Source organism: Streptomyces sp. NPDC037271 (assembly GCF_055603605.1).
In genome coordinates this window covers 90,922-109,844 of the sequence record NZ_JBVJVN010000024.1, presented here as the reverse complement: position 1 = coordinate 109,844, position 18,923 = coordinate 90,922, and the positions used below count along the sequence as shown (strand labels likewise).

Here is an 18,923-nt window from a genome sequence, read left to right as displayed (position 1 = left end):
GACCGTACCTCAGCGGTACGCGGTAGCGTCGGGGCATGAGCGACGCAGTACCGGAGCCCCGGGAGACGGAGGACGCACGCCCCGCGTACGAGCCCGCCGCGCCCGCCCCCCTGGACGTCCCCCGCGCCCCCACCGGGAACGCCGAGGTGGACGCCCGGCTGGCGCGGCTGGCGGACGCCGACCACCTGGCCACGGACGGACACGTCGAGGTGTACGAGGATGTGCACCGGGGGTTGCGCGACGCGCTGACCGCGCTCGACGCCCGCCCGGGGCCTCCGGCTCCCGACCGTCACCCGACCACCACCCCCCGACGTGGCCCTTTCGGCCACGAGACCCATTCGTCGTACGAACACAGGAGCTGAACCGAACGTGGCAGGAGTCGCACGCCGCCGTCTCGACGCGGAGCTGGTCCGCCGCAAGCTGGCGCGCTCGCGCGAGCACGCGAGCCAGCTGATCGCCGCCGGGCGGGTCACCGTCGGCAAGATCGCCGCGACCAAGCCCGCCACGCAGGTGGAGACCGCTGCCGCGATCGTGGTGAGCGCCGACGACAGCGACCCGGACTACGTCTCGCGCGGCGGCCACAAGCTGGCCGGTGCCCTGTCGGTGTTCGTCCCGCAGGGGCTCGTCGTCGAGGGGCGGCGGGCGCTGGACGCCGGCGCGTCCACCGGAGGCTTCACCGACGTACTGCTGCGGGCGGGCGTCGCGCACGTCGTCGCCGTCGACGTCGGATACGGACAACTCGCCTGGACTCTTCAGCAGGATGAACGCGTCACCGTCAAGGACCGTACGAACGTGCGCGAGTTGACGCCGGACGCGATCGACGGGGAGCCCGTGGACCTCGTCGTGGGGGACCTGTCCTTCATCCCGCTCGGACTGGTGCTGCCCGCGCTGGTGCGCTGCACACGGCCGGGCGCCGACCTCGTGATGATGGTGAAGCCGCAGTTCGAGGTGGGCAAGGAGCGGCTGGGCAGCGGCGGAGTGGTACGCAGCGCGCAGCTGCGGGCCGAGGCCGTACGGGGAGTCGCCCGGACGGCCTGGGAGCTGGGACTCGGAGTGAAGGGGGTCACCGCCAGTCCGCTGCCCGGTCCCTCCGGGAACGTCGAGTATTTTCTGTGGCTGCGGGCCGGGGCCGACGAACTGGACCCGGCCGACGTTGACCGTGCAGTGGCGGAGGGGCCGAGTTGACACAGAACCGAGCGCGTACTGTTTTCCTGCTCGCCCACACCGGGCGTCCCGCCGCCATCCGCAGCGCGGAGCTCGTGGTCAAGGGGCTGCTGCACGCCGGGCTCGGCGTGCGCGTCCTGGAGGCCGAGGCGCGCGACCTGCCGCTGCCGGACGAGGTGGAGCTGGTCGGGGAGGCCACCCCGCAGTGCCTCGACGGGTGCGAGCTGCTCATCGTGCTGGGCGGTGACGGGACGCTGCTGCGCGGCGCCGAGTTCGCCCGCGCGTCCGGAGTGCCGATGCTCGGCGTCAACCTCGGCCGGGTCGGCTTCCTCGCGGAGGCCGAGCGCGACGACCTCGACAAGGTCGTCGACCGGGTGGTGAGCCGGGCGTACGAGGTCGAGGAGCGGATGACCGTCGACGTCGTCGTGCACCGCAACGGCGACATCGTGCACACCGACTGGGCGCTGAACGAGGCGGCCGTGCAGAAGGCCGGTGCCGAGAAGCTGCTGGAAGTCGTGCTGGAGATCGACGGCCGGCCGGTGACCGGGTTCGGCTGCGACGGCATCGTGCTGTCGACGCCGACCGGGTCGACCGCGTACGCCTTCTCGGCCGGGGGGCCGGTGGTGTGGCCCGAGGTCGAGGCGCTGCTGATGGTGCCGATCAGCGCGCACGCGCTGTTCGCGAAGCCGCTGGTGACCTCGCCGGACTCGGTGCTCGTGGTGGAGGTGCTGCCGCACATCCCGCCGGGGGTCCTGTGGTGCGACGGGCGGCGGACGGTGGAGTTGCCGCCGGGGGCGCGGGTGGAGGTGCGGCGGGGCGCGGTGCCGGTCCGGCTGGCCCGGTTGCACCACGCTTCGTTCACGGACCGGCTGGTGGCGAAGTTCGCGTTGCCGGTGTCCGGGTGGCGCGGGGCGCCGCACTAGGGGTGTCGTTTGGATCTTGCCGGGGTCGCGGGGTCCGGCACGCACATCTGCGGCGTTGTCGTCGGTTGCCAGGGCTCCGCCCTGTCGCCCTCCTCCGCCTTGCAGCCGCACGCACCAGACCCCGCTCGGCTCCGATTGCAAGGCGCCGTTGCCCGGAGCCGACCTGATCCGAACGACACCCCCTAGCGGACTCGATGGAGTGGTTCTGCCGAGCCCCGGCCGCGGACCGTCCGCGGCCGGGGCTCGGCGGCTCAGCCGCCGTCAGCACGGTTCCGCGCCCCTGAGCGGCACCCGGTCCCCGGGGTGACACGGGCGGCCTGTGTGCGCGCCCCGCCCTCGACCTCGTATGGTCGTGTCCGTGCTTGAGGAGATGCGGATACGGTCGCTCGGAGTCATCGACGACGCCGTTGTCGAGCTGTCGCCCGGGTTCACCGCTGTCACCGGTGAGACGGGTGCCGGCAAGACCATGGTGGTCACCAGCCTGGGGCTGCTGCTGGGCGGACGTGCGGACGCGGCGCTCGTGCGGATCGGGGCGAAGAACGCGGTCGTCGAGGGGCGGATCGCCGTGCCCGGGGACGCCGCGGTCGCCGTCCGGGCCGAGGAGGCCGGGGCCGAGCTGGACGACGGGGCGCTGCTGATCAGCCGTACCGTGTCCGCCGAGGGGCGGTCGCGCGCGCATCTCGGCGGGCGGTCCGTGCCCGTGGGGGTGCTCGCCGAGCTGGCCGACGAACTGGTGGCCGTGCACGGGCAGACCGACCAGCAGGGGCTGCTCAAACTGTCCCGGCAGCGGCAGGCGCTGGACCGGTACGCGGGCGACGCGGTCGCCGGACCGCTCGCCAAGTACGCCGGGGCCTACCGGCGGCTGCGGGCCGTCGTCACGGAGCTGGAGGAGATCACCACGCGCGCGCGGGAGCGCGCCCAGGAGGCCGATCTGCTGCGCTACGGCCTCGACGAGGTGTCGGCGGTCGAGCCGCGCGCCGGTGAGGACGTGGAGCTGGCCCAGGAGGCGGAGCGGCTGGGCCACGCCGAGGCGCTCGCGTCGGCGGCCACGGTCGCCCACGCCGCCCTGGCGGGCAATCCCGAGGACCCCGAGGGTGTGGACGCGGCGACGCTCGTCGCGGGCGCACAGCGGGCCCTGGACGCCGTACGGTCGTACGACCCGGCGCTGGCCTCGCTCGCCGAGCGGATCGGCGAGGTCGGGATCCTGCTGCGTGACGTGGCCGGGGAGCTCGCCGGGTACGCCGACGACCTGGACGCCGACCCGCTGCGGCTGGCGGCGGTCGAGGAACGGCGGGCCGCGCTCACCGCGCTGACGCGTAAGTACGGCGACGACGTCGCCGCCGTGCTGGCCTGGGCCGAGCAGAGCGCCGCCCGGCTGACCGAGCTGGACGGCGACGACGAGCGGATCGGCGAGCTGACCGCCGAGCGGGACGCGCTCCGGGCGGAGCTGGGCGGGCTGGCGCAGGCCCTGACCGACGCGCGGACGGAGGCGGCCGAGCGGTTCGCCGCCGCGGTGACGGCCGAGCTGGCCTCGCTCGCCATGCCGCACGCGCGCGTGTCGTTCGAGATCCGCCAGACCGAGGACCCCCAGGGCGTGGAGGTCGGCGGGCGCACGGTCGCGTACGGGCCGTCGGGCGCCGACGAGGTCGAGCTGCTGCTCGCCCCGCATCCGGGGGCGCCGCCGCGGCCGATCGCCAAGGGCGCGTCCGGCGGTGAGCTGTCGCGCGTGATGCTGGCCGTGGAGGTCGTGTTCGCGGGTACGGACCCGGTGCCGACGTACCTCTTCGACGAGGTCGACGCCGGGGTCGGCGGCAAGGCGGCGGTGGAGATCGGGCGGCGCCTGGCGCGGCTGGCGAAGAGCGCCCAGGTCGTGGTCGTCACGCATCTGCCGCAGGTGGCCGCGTTCGCCGACCGGCAGTTGCTCGTGGAGAAGACGAACGACGGGTCGGTGACCCGGTCCGGTGTGAAGGTGCTGGAGGGCGAGGAGCGGATCCGGGAGCTGTCCCGGATGCTGGCCGGCCAGGAGGACTCGGAGACGGCCCGGGCACACGCGGAGGAACTGCTCGCGACGGCCAGGGCGGACGCGTAGAGGCACGGTCCCCGCGCCCGTAGGGTGGCCGGATGGCCAACCGCAGTCGCCCGATCGGCTCCGCCTTCGCCCTCGCCGCCGCCCTCGCGCGGACCGGCCTGACCGTGCTGCGCGCCACGGCCCCCGGCGGCCGGGAACGCTGGGAGCGCGGGAACCACGCCGGACGGGCCGTGGATCTCCACACCGGACCCGCGTGCGCCGTGGCCGCGGCGGTGGGGACGGCGCGGGTGCGGCCCGCCGCGGGATTCGCCGTGCTCGCCGCCGGGGCCCGCGGGGCCTACGACGACGCGGTGGGCGCCGGGGATCCCCGGCGCGGGTTCCGGGCGCGTCTGTCGGCCCTGCGGCACGGCGAGGTCACCAGCAGGGCGGTGAAGCTGTCCGGGATCTCCGCGGCCGGGCTCGCCGCGGGCGCGGTGCTGAAGGAACGGCCCTTGGACAAGGTGCTCGCGGGTGTCGTCGTCGCCGGGGCCGCGCACTTCGTCAACCTGGTGGACGTACGCCCGGGGCCGGCCGGCGCGTCGGTCCTCGCGCTCGGGGCGCCGGGGCTGCCGCGCAAGGGCCCCGGAGCGGAGGCGGCCGCCGCCATGGGGCCGCCGCGGCCGCGCTGCCCGACGACCTCGCCGAGCGCACGATGCTCGGTGACACGGGAGCGCACGCACTGGGCGCGGCCCTGGGTGTCGCGGTGGTGGCCGGGAACGGACGGGCGGGGCTCGCCGCGCACGCCGCGGCACTCGTCGCCGCGGCGTCGTGCGGGGAGAAGGTGAGTGAGGCAGCACGCTCACTCGTGTGAGTGAACTGGCCCTGTCCCGTTGCCCCGACGGTCCCCTTTCGCGAGGGCCGTCGTTCCCGGAACACCCGTACGGCCTGGCATCCTTGACGGAGTGACGCGCAGGATCTGCGCGGCGCGTCCCCTCCGCACCGTCCTTCTGTACGTTCTTCGTGACCGTTCCCCGCCGAACCAGGAGTTCCCGGCCACGTGACCCCTGTGAGCAGCCACTCACCGCACGGCCGGTCGCCGCTGCGCACCGTGCAGGTGCTGGGCGGTGGCAACGCCGGCAGCAGCGCACACGTGCGCTCCCTGGCCGCGGGGCTCGTCGCACGGGGCGTGAAAGTGACGGTGTGCGCCCCCTCCGAGGCGGAACGCACCTACGACTTCACGGGCGCCGGAGCCGGCCACGTGCATGTGCCGCGCAGCAGCGATCCCGTCTCCGTGGCCGCCCTGCGGGCGGTGTGCTCGGACGCCGACCTGGTGCACGCGCACGGGCTGCACGCCTCGTTCCGTGCCGCGCTGGCCCTCGGCGGGCGGCGGATCCGTACCCCGCTCGTCGTCACCTGGCACGACCGGGTTCCTGCCGAGGGGGCGCGCGCCCAACTGCTGCGCGTGCTGGAACGACGGGTGATGAAGGCCGCCGCCGTGGTGCTCGGCGCCACCTCGGAGCTGGTCGACCGGGCGCGGCGGACGGGCGCGCGGGACGCCCGGCTCGGCCCCGTCGCGCTCCCCGCGCGGCCCTGCCGGGCGGCCGAGTCCGACGACCCCGACCGACGGCCCCCGAAGGTCCGGGCGGAACTCGGCGCGGTCGGCCGCCCGTTGCTGATCGCGGTCGGTTCCCTGGAGCGGCACCGCGGGTACGACGTCCTGCTCGACGCGGCGCGCGCGTGGCGCCGCCTCGATCCGGTGCCGCTGGTCGTCGTCGCCGGGGAGGGCCCGCTGCGCGGGGAGTTGCAGCGGCGGATCGAGGACGAGGAGCTGCCGGTGGCGCTCATCGGCAGCCGCGACGACATCACCGACCTGCTGGGGGCGGCCGATCTCGCCCTGCTGCCGAGCCGTCGGGAGGCGCGCTCCGTCCTCGCCCAGGAGGCCCTCCACGCGCGCGTGCCGCTCGTCGCGAGCGACGTGGGCGGCATCCCCGAACTCGTCGGCGACGCCGCCGAACTCGTCCCGGCCGGGGACGCGGAGGCCCTCGCGGACGCCGTCGTCCGGCTGCTCGCCGAACCCGGGCGGTGCGAGGAGCTGAAGGACAGGGGCGTACGGCAGGCGGCCACCTGGCCGACCGAGGACGAGACCGTCGCCCAGGTCCTCAGTGTCTACGACGAGTTGACGCAGCCCGGGCCGCTGCTCTAGGCAGGCTCCGTCAGGGCAGGTGGCGGCGCGCCCGCAGGGCGAGGCTCAACGCCAGGACGGTCTGCGGGTCGTCGAGGTCCGTGCCGAGCAACTCCCCGATCCTCGCCAGCCGGTTGTACAGCGTCTGCCGGTTGAGGTGGAGTTCGCGCGCCGTCTCCGCCTTGCGTCCCGCGTGCGCCAGGTACGTCTGGAGGGTGGGCAGCAGGGGCGGCTTGGAACGGTTGTCGTGGTCGCGCAGGGGGCCGATCGCCCGGTCCACGAAGGCCGCGAGGTCCGGATGGTCGCGCAGCCGCCACAGCAGCAGGTCGATGTCGAGGCGCCGGGCGTCGTACCAGGGCCGGTCGGTGAGGCCCTGGGCCGCGGTCGCCGTCTCCGCCGCGTGCCGCAGGCCCGCCGACGCCGCCGCCCAGCCGCCGGCCACACCGACGACCACGACGGGCGGCCGCGCCCCCGGCTGCCGCATCCCGGCCCGTTCCACGCCCGCCCGCAGTGCCGCCGCGACCCGGTCCGCGACCGCCGCCCGCTCCGGCTCCGCGCGCAGGCCCAGCAGGAGCGGCACCCGCCCCTCCACCGGCCGTACGCCCAGCAGGGCCGGCACCCCGACCGAGGCCAGCTCCTCGGCGACCGCGCGCGCCAGCACCGCCCAGCCGCCGCCGGCCGGGGACAGGGTGTCACCGAGCCGCATCACCACGGGGAGCAGCGGGCCGGCGCCCGGTTTGAAGCCCAGGACGCGGGCCTGCGCAGGGGCGTCCTCCGCGGTGATCCGGCCCTCGGCGAGGTCGGTGAGGAAGTCGCCGCGCCCGCGCGCCGCCAGTTCCTCCTCCTGCCGCGCCTGCATCAGCACCACGGCGAGGATGCCGGCCGCCCGCTCCGCCGCCATCCGGTGCACCGGCGCGAGCGGGGACCGTACGGGCAGCAGGACGAGCCGGGCGCGTACCGGTCCGGCGCCGGGGCCGCCGCCGGGCACGTCCACCAGGACCGAGCCCGCCGGGGGCGGGGCGTCCTTGTGGGGGCCGCGCAGTCCCTCCCAGACCTGGAGCGGGTCGGCGCCCTCGGGACCGGGGCCGGCGGCGTACAGCAGACGGCCGTCGGTGGTCTCCAGGAAGACGGGGTTGCCGCCGAAGCCGGCCAGGATGCCGAGCACCTGAGGTACTCCGCCGCCGCCGAGCAGAGCCTCCGTGCAGCGGCGGTGCACCTCCTCGGCACGCTGGAGCAGCGCGTAGTGGCCGTTGACGATCTCGGTGTGGATCTCCTCGGTGACCGTCACGAACGGCACCTCGCGGTGCAGCTGGACGAGCGGGAGGCCGGCCGTGCGCGCGGTGTCCACGAGGGCCGCGGGGAGTTTCGCGAAGCGCGGGCCGAGTTCCACGACCAGGGCGGCGATGCCGCGCTCGGCGAGGGTGCGGACGAACGCGCGCTGCTCGGCGGGGCGGGTGCCGAGGCCGTAGCCCGTGGTCAGGAGGAGCTCGCCGCCCTTGAGGAGGGAGGCGATGTTGGGTACCTCGCCGGCGTGGACCCAGCGCACGGTGCGGTGCAGGCGGTCGGCACCGGCGAGGATCTCCGGCAGGCCGCTGCGGAGGCCGGGGAGCTCCAGGGCGCGCTGCACGGTGATCCCCGAGGGCGGGGGTGCGCTGGGGGTGTTCATGCAGCGGACGGTACCCGGGGGTGGGGGCGGTGGGTCGAGTCGCCCGGCGCTTGCCGGCTGCCCGGCGTGGGCGTGAGCCGGGGTGGGCGTGAGCCGGGGTGGGCGTGAGCCGGGGTGGGGCGCGCGCGGCCCGGCGCTACGGGGACGCCGCCGCGCCCACCCTCCCCCCACTCTCGGCTTCGCTCGAGCGGGGGTACCCCCATCGCCCCAGAGGCACGGGTGCCCGCAGCGGCGGCCGTCTCAGCCCCCGTACGCCCCGCTCGCCGTGAGACGGAGTGCCGTGTCGATCAGGGGCACATGGCTGAAGGCCTGCGGGAAGTTGCCGACCTGGCGCTGCAGGCGCGGGTCCCACTCCTCGGCGAGCAGGCCCAGGTCGTTGCGCAGGGCCAGGAGCTTCTCGAAGAGCTTCCTGGCCTCGTCCACCCGGCCGATCATCGCCAGGTCGTCGGCCATCCAGAACGAGCAGGCGAGGAAGGCGCCCTCGTCGCCGGGCAGGCCGTCGACGCCCTCGTCGCCGCCCTCCGTCGGGTAGCGCAGGATGAAGCCGTCCGACGTGGACAGCTCGCGCTGGATGGCCTCGATGGTGCCGATGACCCGCTTGTCGTCCGGCGGCAGGAAGCCCATCTGGGGGATCAGCAGCAGTGAGGCGTCCAGTTCCTGGGAGCCGTAGGACTGCGTGAAGGTGTTGCGTTCCTTGTCGTAGCCCTTCTCGCACACGTCGCGGTGGATGTCGTCGCGCAGCTGCTTCCAGCGCTCCAGCGGGCCGTCCGCGTCGCCGGACTCGATGAGCTTGATGGTGCGGTCGACGGCGACCCAGGCCATCACCTTGGAGTGCACGAAGTGGCGGCGCGGGCCGCGCACCTCCCAGATGCCCTCGTCCGGCTCCTGCCAGTGGTCCTCCAGGTAGCGGATCAGCTTGAGCTGGAGCACCGAGGCGTAGTCGTTGCGGGCCAGGCCCGTCATGTGGCCCAGGTGCAGTGCCTCGGTGACCTCGCCGTAGACGTCGAGCTGGAGCTGGTGCGCCGCGCCGTTGCCGACCCGGACCGGGGTGGAGCCCTCGTAGCCGGGCAGCCAGTCCAGCTCCGCCTCGCCGAGTTCGCGCTCGCCGGCGATGCCGTACATGATCTGCAGGTTCTCCGGGTCGCCGGCGACCGCGCGCAGCAGCCACTCGCGCCAGGCGCGGGCCTCCTCGCGGTAGCCGGTGCGCAGCAGCGAGGAGAGGGTGATCGCCGCGTCGCGCAGCCAGGTGTAGCGGTAGTCCCAGTTGCGGACGCCGCCGATGTCCTCCGGCAGGGAAGTGGTGGGCGCGGCGACGATGCCGCCGGTGGGGGCGTACGTCAGGGCCTTCAGCGTGATCAGGGAGCGGACCACGGCCTCCCGGTAGGGACCGTGGTACGTACAGTGCTCGACCCAGTCGCGCCAGAAGTCCTCCGTCGCCTCCAGCGACTGCTCCGGCTCCGGCAGCGGCGGCGGCTCCTTGTGCGAGGGCTCCCACGAGATGGTGAACGCGATCCGGTCACCCGGAGCGACCGTGAAGTCCGCGTACGTGGTGAGCGCCTTGCCGTAGGTCTCGGCCTCCGTGTCGAACCACACGGAGTCGGGGCCCGCGACGGCCACCGTGCGGCCCTCGTGCTTGTGCACCCAGGGGACGACGCGTCCGTAGCTGAACCGCATCCGCAGCTCCGAGCGCATCGGCACCCGGCCGGAGACGCCCTCCACGATCCGGATCAGCTGCGGCGCGCCGTCGCGCGGCGGCATGAAATCGGTCACCCGGACGGTGCCGCGCGGGGTGTCCCACTCGGACTCCAGGATCAGCGAGTCGCCGCGGTAGGTCCGCCGGGACGCGGTGGGCGGCTCGGCGCCGGGGGCGTAGGCGGGGCCCATCCGCCAGAAGCCGTGTTCCCCGGTGCCCAGCAGACCGGCGAAGATGGCATGCGAGTCGAAGCGGGGCAGGCACAGCCAGTCGACTGTGCCGTCCCGGCAGACCAGGGCAGCGGTCTGCATGTCTCCGATGAGTGCGTAGTCTTCGATGCGCCCGGCCACGTGCAACTCCAGTCGAACGGCCACGTCACCCCGCATGGGGGCGGTCGCTGGTGCGGTCAAGGGGGTGTGTCTTGCGTCGTTGAGTCATGAAGCAAAGCAGCCGTCCGGCCGGGAAGCCAAACGCTGCGCCGCACACGACGATTGTCGCCAACGCGGTGCCGCGAGCGACAATTGTCGCTCAACGAACTGACGAGCTCTCGTTGTTCCGGTGCTGACGGGCGAGGGGTGGTGCCATGTCGCCGGGCGGGCTCGGCAGCGAACGTCCGAGCAGGATACGACGCACGTAGATGATCTGTGTGCCGCTCCGGACAACCCGGGTCCGCCGAAAGGGTGACCACCGGGTGAGGAAACGGTGAGCCGCGCGTCTGAGTACCGGAGCGTGCGCGGAGGGTGGCCGGAAGCCGCCGCCCCGAGGCGCTGATACGCTGGTAGCCCGTGGACCGGTGGGAGAAAAACCCCGGAACCGCAGCGACGGCGCCGCCGACGGCAACCCGGTACGACCGGGCCGGACGACGAGCGCACAGCACCCCAGACCGCGACCACGGGAGCCCCCCTTTGGCCATGCCGCCCAAATCCTCGACGACCAAGCACATCTTCGTCACCGGGGGTGTCGCCTCCTCGCTCGGCAAGGGGCTGACCGCCTCCAGCCTCGGCATGCTGCTCAAGGCACGGGGTCTGCGCGTCGTGATGCAGAAGCTCGACCCGTACCTCAATGTCGACCCTGGCACGATGAACCCCTTCCAGCACGGTGAGGTGTTCGTCACCAACGACGGCGCCGAGACCGACCTGGACATCGGCCACTACGAGCGTTTCCTCGACCGCGACCTCGACGGCTCCGCCAACGTCACCACCGGCCAGGTCTACAACACGGTGATCGCCAAGGAGCGGCGCGGCGAGTACCTGGGCGACACGGTCCAGGTCATCCCGCACATCACCAACGAGATCAAGCACCGCATCCGCCGCATGGCGACGGACGAGGTGGACGTCGTGATCACCGAGGTCGGCGGCACGGTCGGCGACATCGAGTCGCTGCCGTTCCTGGAGACCGTCCGCCAGGTGCGGCACGAGGTCGGCCGCGACAACGTCTTCGTCGTCCACATCTCGCTCCTGCCGTACATCGGCCCCTCGGGTGAGCTGAAGACGAAGCCGACCCAGCACTCGGTCGCGGCGCTGCGCAACATCGGTATCCAGCCGGACGCGATCGTGCTGCGCTGCGACCGCGAGGTGCCGACCGCGATCAAGCGCAAGATCTCCCTGATGTGCGACGTCGACGAGGCCGCCGTGGTGGCCTGCCCCGACGCCCGGTCGATCTACGACATCCCCAAGGTCGTCCACACCGAGGGCCTGGACGCCTACGTGGTCCGCAAGCTGGACCTGCCGTTCCGCGACGTGGACTGGACGACCTGGGACGACCTGCTCGACCGCGTCCACAACCCCGACCACGAAATCACCATGGCCCTGGTCGGCAAGTACATCGACCTGCCCGACGCCTACCTGTCGGTCACCGAGGCGCTGCGCGCGGGCGGCTTCGCCAACAAGGCCCGCGTGAAGATCAAGTGGGTCACGTCCGACGACTGCAAGACCCCGGCCGGCGCCAAGGCGCAGCTCGGTGACGTCGACGCCATCTGCATCCCGGGCGGCTTCGGCGACCGCGGAGTGCTGGGCAAGGTCGGCGCGATCAAGTACGCCCGCGAGAACAGGATCCCGCTCCTCGGCCTCTGCCTGGGCCTGCAGTGCATCGTGGTCGAGGCCGCGCGCAACCTGGCCGGCATCACGGACGCCAACTCCACCGAGTTCGACCCGGCCACCGGCCACCCGGTCATCTCCACGATGGCCGAGCAGCTGGACATCGTGGCCGGTGAGGGCGACATGGGCGGCACGATGCGGCTCGGCATGTACCCGGCCAAGCTGGCCGAGGGCTCCATCGTGCGCGAGGTGTACGACGGCAAGGAGTACGTCGAGGAGCGGCACCGCCACCGCTACGAGGTGAACAACACCTACCGCGCGGAGCTGGAGAAGAAGACGGGCATCGTCTTCTCGGGCACCTCCCCGGACGGCAAGCTCGTCGAGTACGTCGAGTACCCGCGCGACGTCCACCCCTACCTGGTCGCCACGCAGGCCCACCCGGAGCTGCGCTCCCGCCCGACCCGCCCGCACCCGCTCTTCGCCGGGCTGGTCAAGGCCGCGGTCGAGCGGAAGACGGCGAAGTCGAAGTAACACACCGGTTGTACGGTGGCCGGGGCGCGCGCATCCGACGGCGCGGGCCCCGGCTTTTCGCGTACGTCTGGAAGGGCAGGTCAGGTATGACGGGCAGCACGATCAAGGACATCCCCGAGGAGTGGGAGGTCCGGGGCACCGAGACGCCCTTCCGCGGCAAGAAGACCTCCGTCCGCACGGACGACGTGGTCATGCCCGACGGCTCCGTGGTGACCCGCGACTACCAGGTCCACCCCGGCTCGGTGGCCGTCCTCGCCCTGGACGACGAGGGGCGGGTGCTGGTCATCCGGCAGTACCGGCACCCCGTGCGCGAGAAGCTGTGGGAGATCCCGGCCGGTCTGCTCGACGTCCCGGGCGAGAACCCGCTGCACGCCGCGCAGCGCGAGCTGTACGAGGAGGCGCACGTCAAGGCCGAGGACTGGCGGGTGCTGACCGACGTCTACACCACCCCCGGCGGCTGCGACGAGGCCGTACGGATCTTCCTCGCCCGCAACCTGTCCGAGGCCGACGGCGAGCGCTTCGAGGTCGAGGACGAAGAGGCCGACATGGAGCTGACGCGGGTGCCCGTCGCGGAGCTGGTGCGGGGCGTACTCGCGGGTGAGCTGCACAACAACTGCCTGGTCGTGGGCGTGCTGTCGCTGGTCGCGGCGGAGCAGGGCGACGGACTCGACACCCTCCGCCCGGCGCAGGCGCCGTGGCCGGCGCGTCCGTTCGAGGCCTGAGGAACACCCCCGCCCGGCCTTGGTATGACCATCGGTTGATCCGATCGGGGGATGTGCCCGCCGCGCTCCGCCGGGAACGTAGCAGAGCGTGAACTAGGCTCTGGAAACGCCCGAACCGGGGTTCCGGCGGGCGCCGGCGTGCGGTGGGATCGGGAGTGTGGCCCGTGACGGATCAGGCGGTGGACACGGACGGCGTACGGCTGTCGGAGGACCCTGCTGAGGAGAATCGGTTCCTGGGCCGCATCCGGGAGTTGAAGGAGCTGCGCGCCGACATCGAGCGCGCGGGACTGGACACCCTCTCCGGCCGCAAGGCCCCCCGCGCGCGCGTGCTGCTCATCGCGGGCCGGCCCGGCTCCGGCCGCACCGCGCTCGCCGAGGAACTGGTCGCCCAGGTCGCCGACGCCTACCCCGACGGCGTGCTGCGCGCCCGGCTGAGCGAACCGGACGGCACTCGCGTGCCGGTCGGGCGGCTCGCCCGGGAACTCCTCACCGAGCTGGACCGTCCCGCCCCGCCCGGCGCCGGCGAGGACGACCTCACCGAGGCCCTCCGCACCGCCCTCGCCGACCGCAGGGTGCTGCTCCTGCTCGACGACGCGGCCGACGCCGAGCAGGTCGACGCCCTGTTGCCGGACACCCCCGACTGCCTGGCCGTCGCCGTCTCCGAGGGCCCGCTGACCGGCATCGCGGACGTCCGTCCGTGCACACTGGGCGGCCTCGACACCAAGTCGGCCGTGGAACTGCTCTCCCGGCACACCGGCTCGGTCCGCATCACCGTCGACCCCCGCGCCGCCGAGCAGCTGGCCGAGGTCTGCCAGGCCCAGCCCGCCGCGCTGACCCTGGCCGGCGGCTGGCTCGCCGCCCGTCCCCAGGCGGCCGTCGCCGACCTCGCCAAGCACATGCACACGGAGGGTGACGAAGGCACCCCGCTCAGCCGCGTCTTCCGCCTCGCCTACGCGTCGCTGCCCGGCCCCGCCGCCCGGATACTGCGATTGCTCTCCCTCGCTCCGGCCGGTCTGGTCGACCCGCACACCGCCTCCGCGCTCGCCGGCTGCTCGGTGAACGGCGCCCGCACCACCCTGGACGACTTCGTCGCCCTCGGCGTGCTGCGCGCGGTCGACTCCCCGCTGCCCGAGTACGAGGTCCCCGGATGCCTGCACGGCCGGCTGAGGGCCCTCACCGAGACCCACGACCGCCCCGCCGAGATCCAGCTCGCCCGCGCCCGCATGCTGGAGCGGACGGTACGGCTGCTCCAGTCCTGCCGGGCGGTCACCGAGACCGACAGCCCGCAGGCCCGTGAGAAGCTCCTCGCCACACCACGAGACCTCCGTTTCCCCACCCCGAGGGCCGCCGCCGACTGGCTGCGCGTCCGCCGGCCCGCCCTGCTCGCCGCGGCCCGGCTCGCGGTCGCCGACGGGGAACTGGACACCCTCGCCCGGAGACTGCTGTCCCAGCTGGTGCGGGCCATGGTCGCCCACTTCGGCACCCGGGCGGCGGCAGCCGACCTGTACGGCGTCCACCGCCTCGTCCTCGACGTGGCCGAGCGCCGCGAGCTGCCCCGGGAGAAGGCCGCGGCCCTGCTGAACCTGGCCGACCTGGACGCCCGCACCGGCCGCACCGCCGAGGCCCTGGTGCGCTACCGCGCCGCGCTGGACGCCGGACGCGAGGCGAACGACCCGTACGCGACCGGCCGCGCGATGGAATCCGTAGGCGGCGCCCACCTGGAGCTCGGCGACTACGACCGGGCCGCCGACTGGTTCGGCCGGGCCCTCGCCCAGCGGCTCGCCCGGCACGAGCGCGCCGACGCCGCCCGGATCTACGGCCGCACCGCCACCGCCCACACCTACGCGGGCCGGTACGGCGAGGCGCTGCGGTGCTGGCGCGCCGCGGTCGCCGGGTACCGCAAGGTGGGCGATGTGGCCGCGCACGCGCGCGCGTTGAGCGAACTGGCCCGGGTCCAGGAGTACGCCGGACGGCCCGAGGAGTCGCTGCGTACCTGCCAGGAGGCCGTCGACTGGGCGCGCAGGGCCGAGGACGTCCGGCTCCAGGCCGCGCTGCACCTGCGGCTGGCCGACACGCTCGACCGTCTCGGCGATCCCACGGCGGCCGGCATGCAGCGGAGCGTGGCCGAACGCATGCTGAGGGAAGACACCGCCGAAGCCTGCGAAATCCGCAGATCGGGCTCTGAAGATTGATGCTTTGAAAGGCTGGACACACGGAACACCTTCATTAGACTGGCTCTGCCGCACGTTCTTGCGGTCTCTCCCGTTGTGCGTACGTGTGCGCGGGTATGTGTAGCAATAGCCCAACCCTCTGAGCCAAGGACCGTGATCGACGTGAAGGTCGGTATCCCCCGCGAGGTCAAGAACAACGAGTTCCGGGTGGCCATCACCCCCGCCGGCGTGCACGAGCTGGTGCGCCACGGTCACCAGGTCGTCGTCGAGCGCGAGGCCGGCGTCGGATCCTCGATCCCGGACGCCGAGTACGTCGCGGCCGGCGCGCGGATACTCGACACCGCCGACGAGGTCTGGGCCGCCGCCGACCTGGTGCTGAAGGTCAAGGAGCCCGTCGCGGAGGAGTACCACCGCCTCCGCAAGGACCAGACGCTCTTCACCTACCTGCACCTGGCCGCCTCCAAGGAGTGCACGGACGCGCTCGTCGAGGCCGGCACCACCGCCATCGCCTACGAGACGGTCGAGCTGCCGAACCGGGCGCTGCCGCTGCTGGCCCCCATGTCCGAGGTCGCGGGCCGGCTGGCCCCCCAGGTCGGCGCGTACCACCTGATGGCCGCGAACGGCGGCCGCGGTGTGCTGCCGGGCGGCGTCCCCGGCGTGCTGGCCGGCCGGGCCGTCGTCATCGGCGGCGGCGTCTCCGGCTGGAACGCGGCGCAGATCGCCATCGGCATGGGCTTCCACGTGACCCTGCTCGACAAGGACATCACCAAGCTCAAGGAAGCCGACAAGATCTTCGGTACGAAGATCCAGACCGTCGTCTCCAACGCCTTCGAGCTGGAGAAGGCCTGCCTGGAGGCCGACCTCGTGATCGGCGCCGTCCTGATCCCGGGCGCCAAGGCCCCGAAGCTGGTCAGCAACGAGCTGGTCTCCCGGATGAAGCCCGGAAGTGTCCTTGTCGACATCGCGATCGACCAGGGCGGCTGCTTCGAGGACTCCCACCCGACCACGCACGCCGAGCCGACCTTCCCGGTCCACAACTCGGTCTTCTACTGCGTCGCCAACATGCCCGGCGCGGTGCCGAACACCTCCACCTACGCGCTGACCAACGCCACGCTGCCGTACATCGTGGAACTGGCGAACCGCGGCTGGGCCGAGGCGCTGCGCCGTGACCCCGCGTTGGCCAAGGGCCTCAACACGCATGACGGCAAGGTCGTTTACAAGGAGGTCGCCGAGGCGCACGGCCTGGAGCACGTGGAGCCGGCCGCCCTGCTCGCCTGACGCCCGCACGAGCCGTCGGCCGCCGTCGGCGGCTGTCGTCGGCCGGTAAATCGGCTAAGTCATCAACCGGGAAAGGCGATACGTCAACAGTCGCCGTCAACCCCGCACACCCGGCCGGACCTTGCCCGACAAGGTCCGGCCGGGTGTGTGTATGGTCACTTTGCGATTCTCGGTCAACTCGCCTCGAACGTAACGCTTCAACCGATTCGCGCACCGGTGAAACCTGCTGTGCGACGGCCGTACGCCCTTGACAGAGGGTTGTTTCATTGCCGACACATCCGGCCGGGTCCGGTGGATTGTGTTGCTGCGGACGGCCGACACGCCATAGAGTCGCCGAACGTCGGCATGGTGCCACGCTGACCTGTCTAGAAGTTTCCTGGTCACCAAGGAGGTAAGACGACTTGTGAATGAGTCGACATTTACTCCCGGGGGTGGTCAACCAGGAATGCCTGCACGGGCCCACAGCCCCAGGCGTCTCGAGGCTGTCGGCTCCGTCGCTGTACACACCTTCGCAGCCCACCAGAGTCCGCAGGCAACTCAGACAGCACACATGAGTATGGATGGCCAACACGTGAACGCCATGGCCGGCAACGGAAGTGGCGCGTCCCGCAACCACTTCGCCGACTACGACGAACTGCCCGAGGGGCACTTCTACGACCCGGACGCGGAGTACGAGCCCGATCCCGAGTACGCCGCCACGCTCGCGCCCGACGCGGCCCGCCAGCGCCGTGAGCGCATCGGACCGACCGGACGCCCGCTGCCCTACTTCCCGATCCCGGGGCCGCTGACCGAGCACGGCCCCGCGAAGATCATCGCGATGTGCAACCAGAAGGGCGGCGTGGGCAAGACCACGTCGACCATCAACCTGGGCGCCGCGCTCGCCGAGTACGGGCGCCGGGTGCTGCTCGTCGACTTCGACCCGCAGGGCGCGCTGTCGGTCGGTCTCGGCGTCAACCCGATGGAGCTCGACCTCACCGTCTACAACCTGCTCATGGAGCGGGGCATGGCGGCCGACGAGGTGCTGCTGAAGACCGCGGTCCCCAACATGGACCTGCTGCCCAGCAACATCGACCTGTCGGCGGCCGAGGTGCAGCTGGTGAGCGAGGTCGCGCGCGAGTCCACGCTGCAGCGGGCGCTGAAGCCGCTGATGGACGACTACGACTACATCGTGATCGACTGCCAGCCCTCGCTCGGCCTGCTCACGGTCAACGCGCTGACCGCCGCGCACAAGGTGATCGTGCCGCTGGAGTGCGAGTTCTTCGCACTGCGCGGTGTGGCGCTGCTGACCGAGACGATCGAGAAGGTCCAGGAGCGGCTCAACCCCGACCTGGAGCTCGACGGCATCCTCGCCACGATGTACGACTCGCGCACGGTGCACAGCCGTGAGGTGCTCGCGCGTGTGGTCGAGGCATTCGACGACCACGTCTACCACACGGTCATCGGGCGCACGGTCCGCTTCCCGGAGACCACGGTCGCCGGTGAGCCGATCACCACGTACGCCTCCAACTCCGTCGGTGCCGCCGCCTACCGCCAGCTCGCCAGGGAGGTGCTCGCCCGGTGTCACGCCGAGTGAGTCTGCCGGGGGCCGACGAACTCTTCCGCACGACAGGGGGAACGGCGCTCCAGGCGTCCTCCCCGCGGCGACCGGCCGGTGGCGACGCCCGGGTGCCGGCGCCGGCGGGGGAGAGCGACCAGGCCGCCGCCGAGGACGCGCCGCAGTCGGTGCCCGCGCAGGGCGGTGACGGCGAGGGCGCGGAGCACGCCGCGGCGGACGCGGAACCCGGCTCCGGGGGCGAGCCGCGCAGCCGCGGCGCGGAACGCTCCGCGCGGGGCTCGGGCCCGGGCGCGCAGGAAGGTTCTGCCACCGCCCAGCCGCGCAAGCGCGGGCGGTCTCCCTCGCGCCGTCCCAGCGGTCGCGAGCGCCACGACGAGAAGATCACCGTGTACGTCTCCGCCGAGGAGCTCATGGACCTGGAGCACGCCCGGCTGGTGCTCCGCGGCGAGCACGGGCTGGCCGTCGACCGCGGCCGCATCGTCCGCGAGGCGGTCGCCGTGGTCCTCGCCGACCTGGAGACCCGGGGGGACGCCAGCATCCTCGTACGACGGCTGCGCGGGCGGTAGCGGTAGCCTGCGGGGGCCATGACCTCGAACGACGCCCCCCGCCCCGGTGCCCGCGCCGGCCGTCGGCGTGCGCTGGGGAGAGGACCGGGAGAGCCGCGGGTGGCTCCGTCGGCCCCGCCGGTCACCGAGACGCCCGAGGCGCCCGTGGAGGCGCCGTCCGGCACCGAGCCCCGCGAGGCCGCGGTCGCACGGCCGGCATCCGAGGCGCCACCGGCGAGCACGGCTCCGGAGGCCTCTTCGCCGAGTGACGCGACCTCTGCGCAGGTCTCTCCCCAGGTCCTTTCCCAGGCATCTCCGCAGGCTTCCCCCGCGGTGACCGAGCCGGAGGCGGAGCGCCCCCGCCGGGAGGCCGGGTCACGGGGCGAGTCGGAGGCCCCGGCGCCCCCTCGGCCGGAGTCCGCGCCGCAGCCGCCCGCCGCCGCTCCGAA

The 18,923-nt window shown here is 73.2% G+C and carries 13 protein-coding genes and 1 pseudogene; 12 read left to right on the top strand and 2 right to left on the bottom strand.

Going from position 1 to position 18,923, the window contains the following annotated elements:
- The first annotated feature begins 35 nt into the window (after positions 1 to 35).
- The 6 genes and pseudogenes from ACZ7G3_RS29700 to ACZ7G3_RS29675 all read left to right on the top strand — a co-directional run bounded on the left by ACZ7G3_RS29700 (position 36) and on the right by ACZ7G3_RS29675 (position 6,298).
- Entirely contained in the window at positions 36 to 362 is a 327-nt protein-coding gene (locus ACZ7G3_RS29700; RefSeq protein WP_470929174.1) for a hypothetical protein, read from the top strand.
- 7 nt (positions 363 to 369) lie between these two features.
- On the top strand, positions 370 to 1,185 hold the full coding sequence (locus ACZ7G3_RS29695; RefSeq protein ID WP_426600647.1) for a hemolysin: 816 nt from the start codon (positions 370 to 372) through the stop codon (positions 1,183 to 1,185).
- Entirely contained in the window at positions 1,182 to 2,087 is a 906-nt protein-coding gene (locus ACZ7G3_RS29690) for an NAD kinase (protein WP_426600646.1), read from the top strand. Before ACZ7G3_RS29695 ends, ACZ7G3_RS29690 begins: the two co-directional genes overlap by 4 nt.
- 346 nt (positions 2,088 to 2,433) lie before the next feature.
- The gene (recN, locus tag ACZ7G3_RS29685; RefSeq protein ID WP_470929171.1) at positions 2,434 to 4,176 is read left to right on the top strand and encodes a DNA repair protein RecN; all 1,743 of its coding nucleotides are present in this window, start codon (positions 2,434 to 2,436) and stop codon (positions 4,174 to 4,176) included.
- 32 nt (positions 4,177 to 4,208) lie between these two features.
- Positions 4,209 to 4,966 (top strand): annotated as a pseudogene (locus ACZ7G3_RS29680) (hypothetical protein).
- A 186-nt stretch (positions 4,967 to 5,152) separates the two neighbouring features.
- Entirely contained in the window at positions 5,153 to 6,298 is a 1,146-nt protein-coding gene (locus ACZ7G3_RS29675) for a glycosyltransferase family 4 protein (RefSeq protein WP_470929169.1), read from the top strand.
- A gap of 10 nt (positions 6,299 to 6,308) precedes the next feature.
- On the opposite strand, the gene ACZ7G3_RS29670 is transcribed toward ACZ7G3_RS29675, so the two are convergent.
- Positions 6,309 to 7,943, bottom strand: a complete 1,635-nt coding sequence (locus ACZ7G3_RS29670) for a PucR family transcriptional regulator (RefSeq protein WP_470929167.1) — start codon at positions 7,941 to 7,943, stop codon at positions 6,309 to 6,311.
- Between the two features lie 240 nt (positions 7,944 to 8,183).
- Complete coding sequence (locus tag ACZ7G3_RS29665; RefSeq protein ID WP_426600653.1) at positions 8,184 to 9,986, bottom strand: glycoside hydrolase family 15 protein; 1,803 nt, start codon at positions 9,984 to 9,986, stop codon at positions 8,184 to 8,186.
- 561 nt (positions 9,987 to 10,547) lie between these two features.
- On the opposite strand from ACZ7G3_RS29665, the gene ACZ7G3_RS29660 reads away from it, so the two are divergent.
- From ACZ7G3_RS29660 to ACZ7G3_RS29635, 6 genes are all read left to right on the top strand, one after another.
- Positions 10,548 to 12,203, top strand: coding sequence for a CTP synthase (locus tag ACZ7G3_RS29660; RefSeq protein WP_426600641.1), 1,656 nt, complete (start codon positions 10,548 to 10,550; stop codon positions 12,201 to 12,203).
- Between the two features lie 86 nt (positions 12,204 to 12,289).
- Positions 12,290 to 12,925, top strand: a complete 636-nt coding sequence (locus ACZ7G3_RS29655; protein ID WP_426600640.1) for an NUDIX domain-containing protein — start codon at positions 12,290 to 12,292, stop codon at positions 12,923 to 12,925.
- 164 nt (positions 12,926 to 13,089) lie between these two features.
- Positions 13,090 to 15,117: a tetratricopeptide repeat protein gene (locus ACZ7G3_RS29650; protein WP_470929165.1), complete on the top strand. Its 2,028-nt coding sequence runs from the start codon at positions 13,090 to 13,092 to the stop codon at positions 15,115 to 15,117.
- A 132-nt stretch (positions 15,118 to 15,249) separates the two neighbouring features.
- Positions 15,250 to 16,374: an alanine dehydrogenase gene (ald, locus tag ACZ7G3_RS29645; RefSeq protein ID WP_470929163.1), complete on the top strand. Its 1,125-nt coding sequence runs from the start codon at positions 15,250 to 15,252 to the stop codon at positions 16,372 to 16,374.
- 445 nt (positions 16,375 to 16,819) lie between these two features.
- A complete protein-coding gene (locus ACZ7G3_RS29640; RefSeq protein WP_398135180.1) occupies positions 16,820 to 17,947 on the top strand; it encodes a ParA family protein in 1,128 nt (375 codons plus the stop codon).
- Positions 17,932 to 18,495, top strand: coding sequence for a hypothetical protein (locus tag ACZ7G3_RS29635; RefSeq protein ID WP_426600636.1), 564 nt, complete (start codon positions 17,932 to 17,934; stop codon positions 18,493 to 18,495). The genes ACZ7G3_RS29640 and ACZ7G3_RS29635 overlap by 16 nt, the downstream gene beginning before the upstream one ends.
- The last annotated feature ends 428 nt before the right edge of the window (positions 18,496 to 18,923 follow it).

Excerpts from the sequence above, each read along its gene's own strand:
- ACZ7G3_RS29700 (WP_470929174.1), top strand. The coding sequence starts at position 36 with ATGAGCGACGCAGTACCGGAGCCCCGGGAGACGGAGGACGCACGCCCC.
- recN (WP_470929171.1), top strand. The coding sequence starts at position 2,434 with ATGGTCGTGTCCGTGCTTGAGGAGATGCGGATACGGTCGCTCGGAGTC.
- ACZ7G3_RS29670 (WP_470929167.1), bottom strand. The coding sequence starts at position 7,943 with ATGAACACCCCCAGCGCACCCCCGCCCTCGGGGATCACCGTGCAGCGC.
- ACZ7G3_RS29660 (WP_426600641.1), top strand. The coding sequence starts at position 10,548 with ATGCCGCCCAAATCCTCGACGACCAAGCACATCTTCGTCACCGGGGGT.
- ACZ7G3_RS29655 (WP_426600640.1), top strand. The coding sequence starts at position 12,290 with ATGACGGGCAGCACGATCAAGGACATCCCCGAGGAGTGGGAGGTCCGG.
- ACZ7G3_RS29640 (WP_398135180.1), top strand. The coding sequence starts at position 16,820 with ATGCCTGCACGGGCCCACAGCCCCAGGCGTCTCGAGGCTGTCGGCTCC.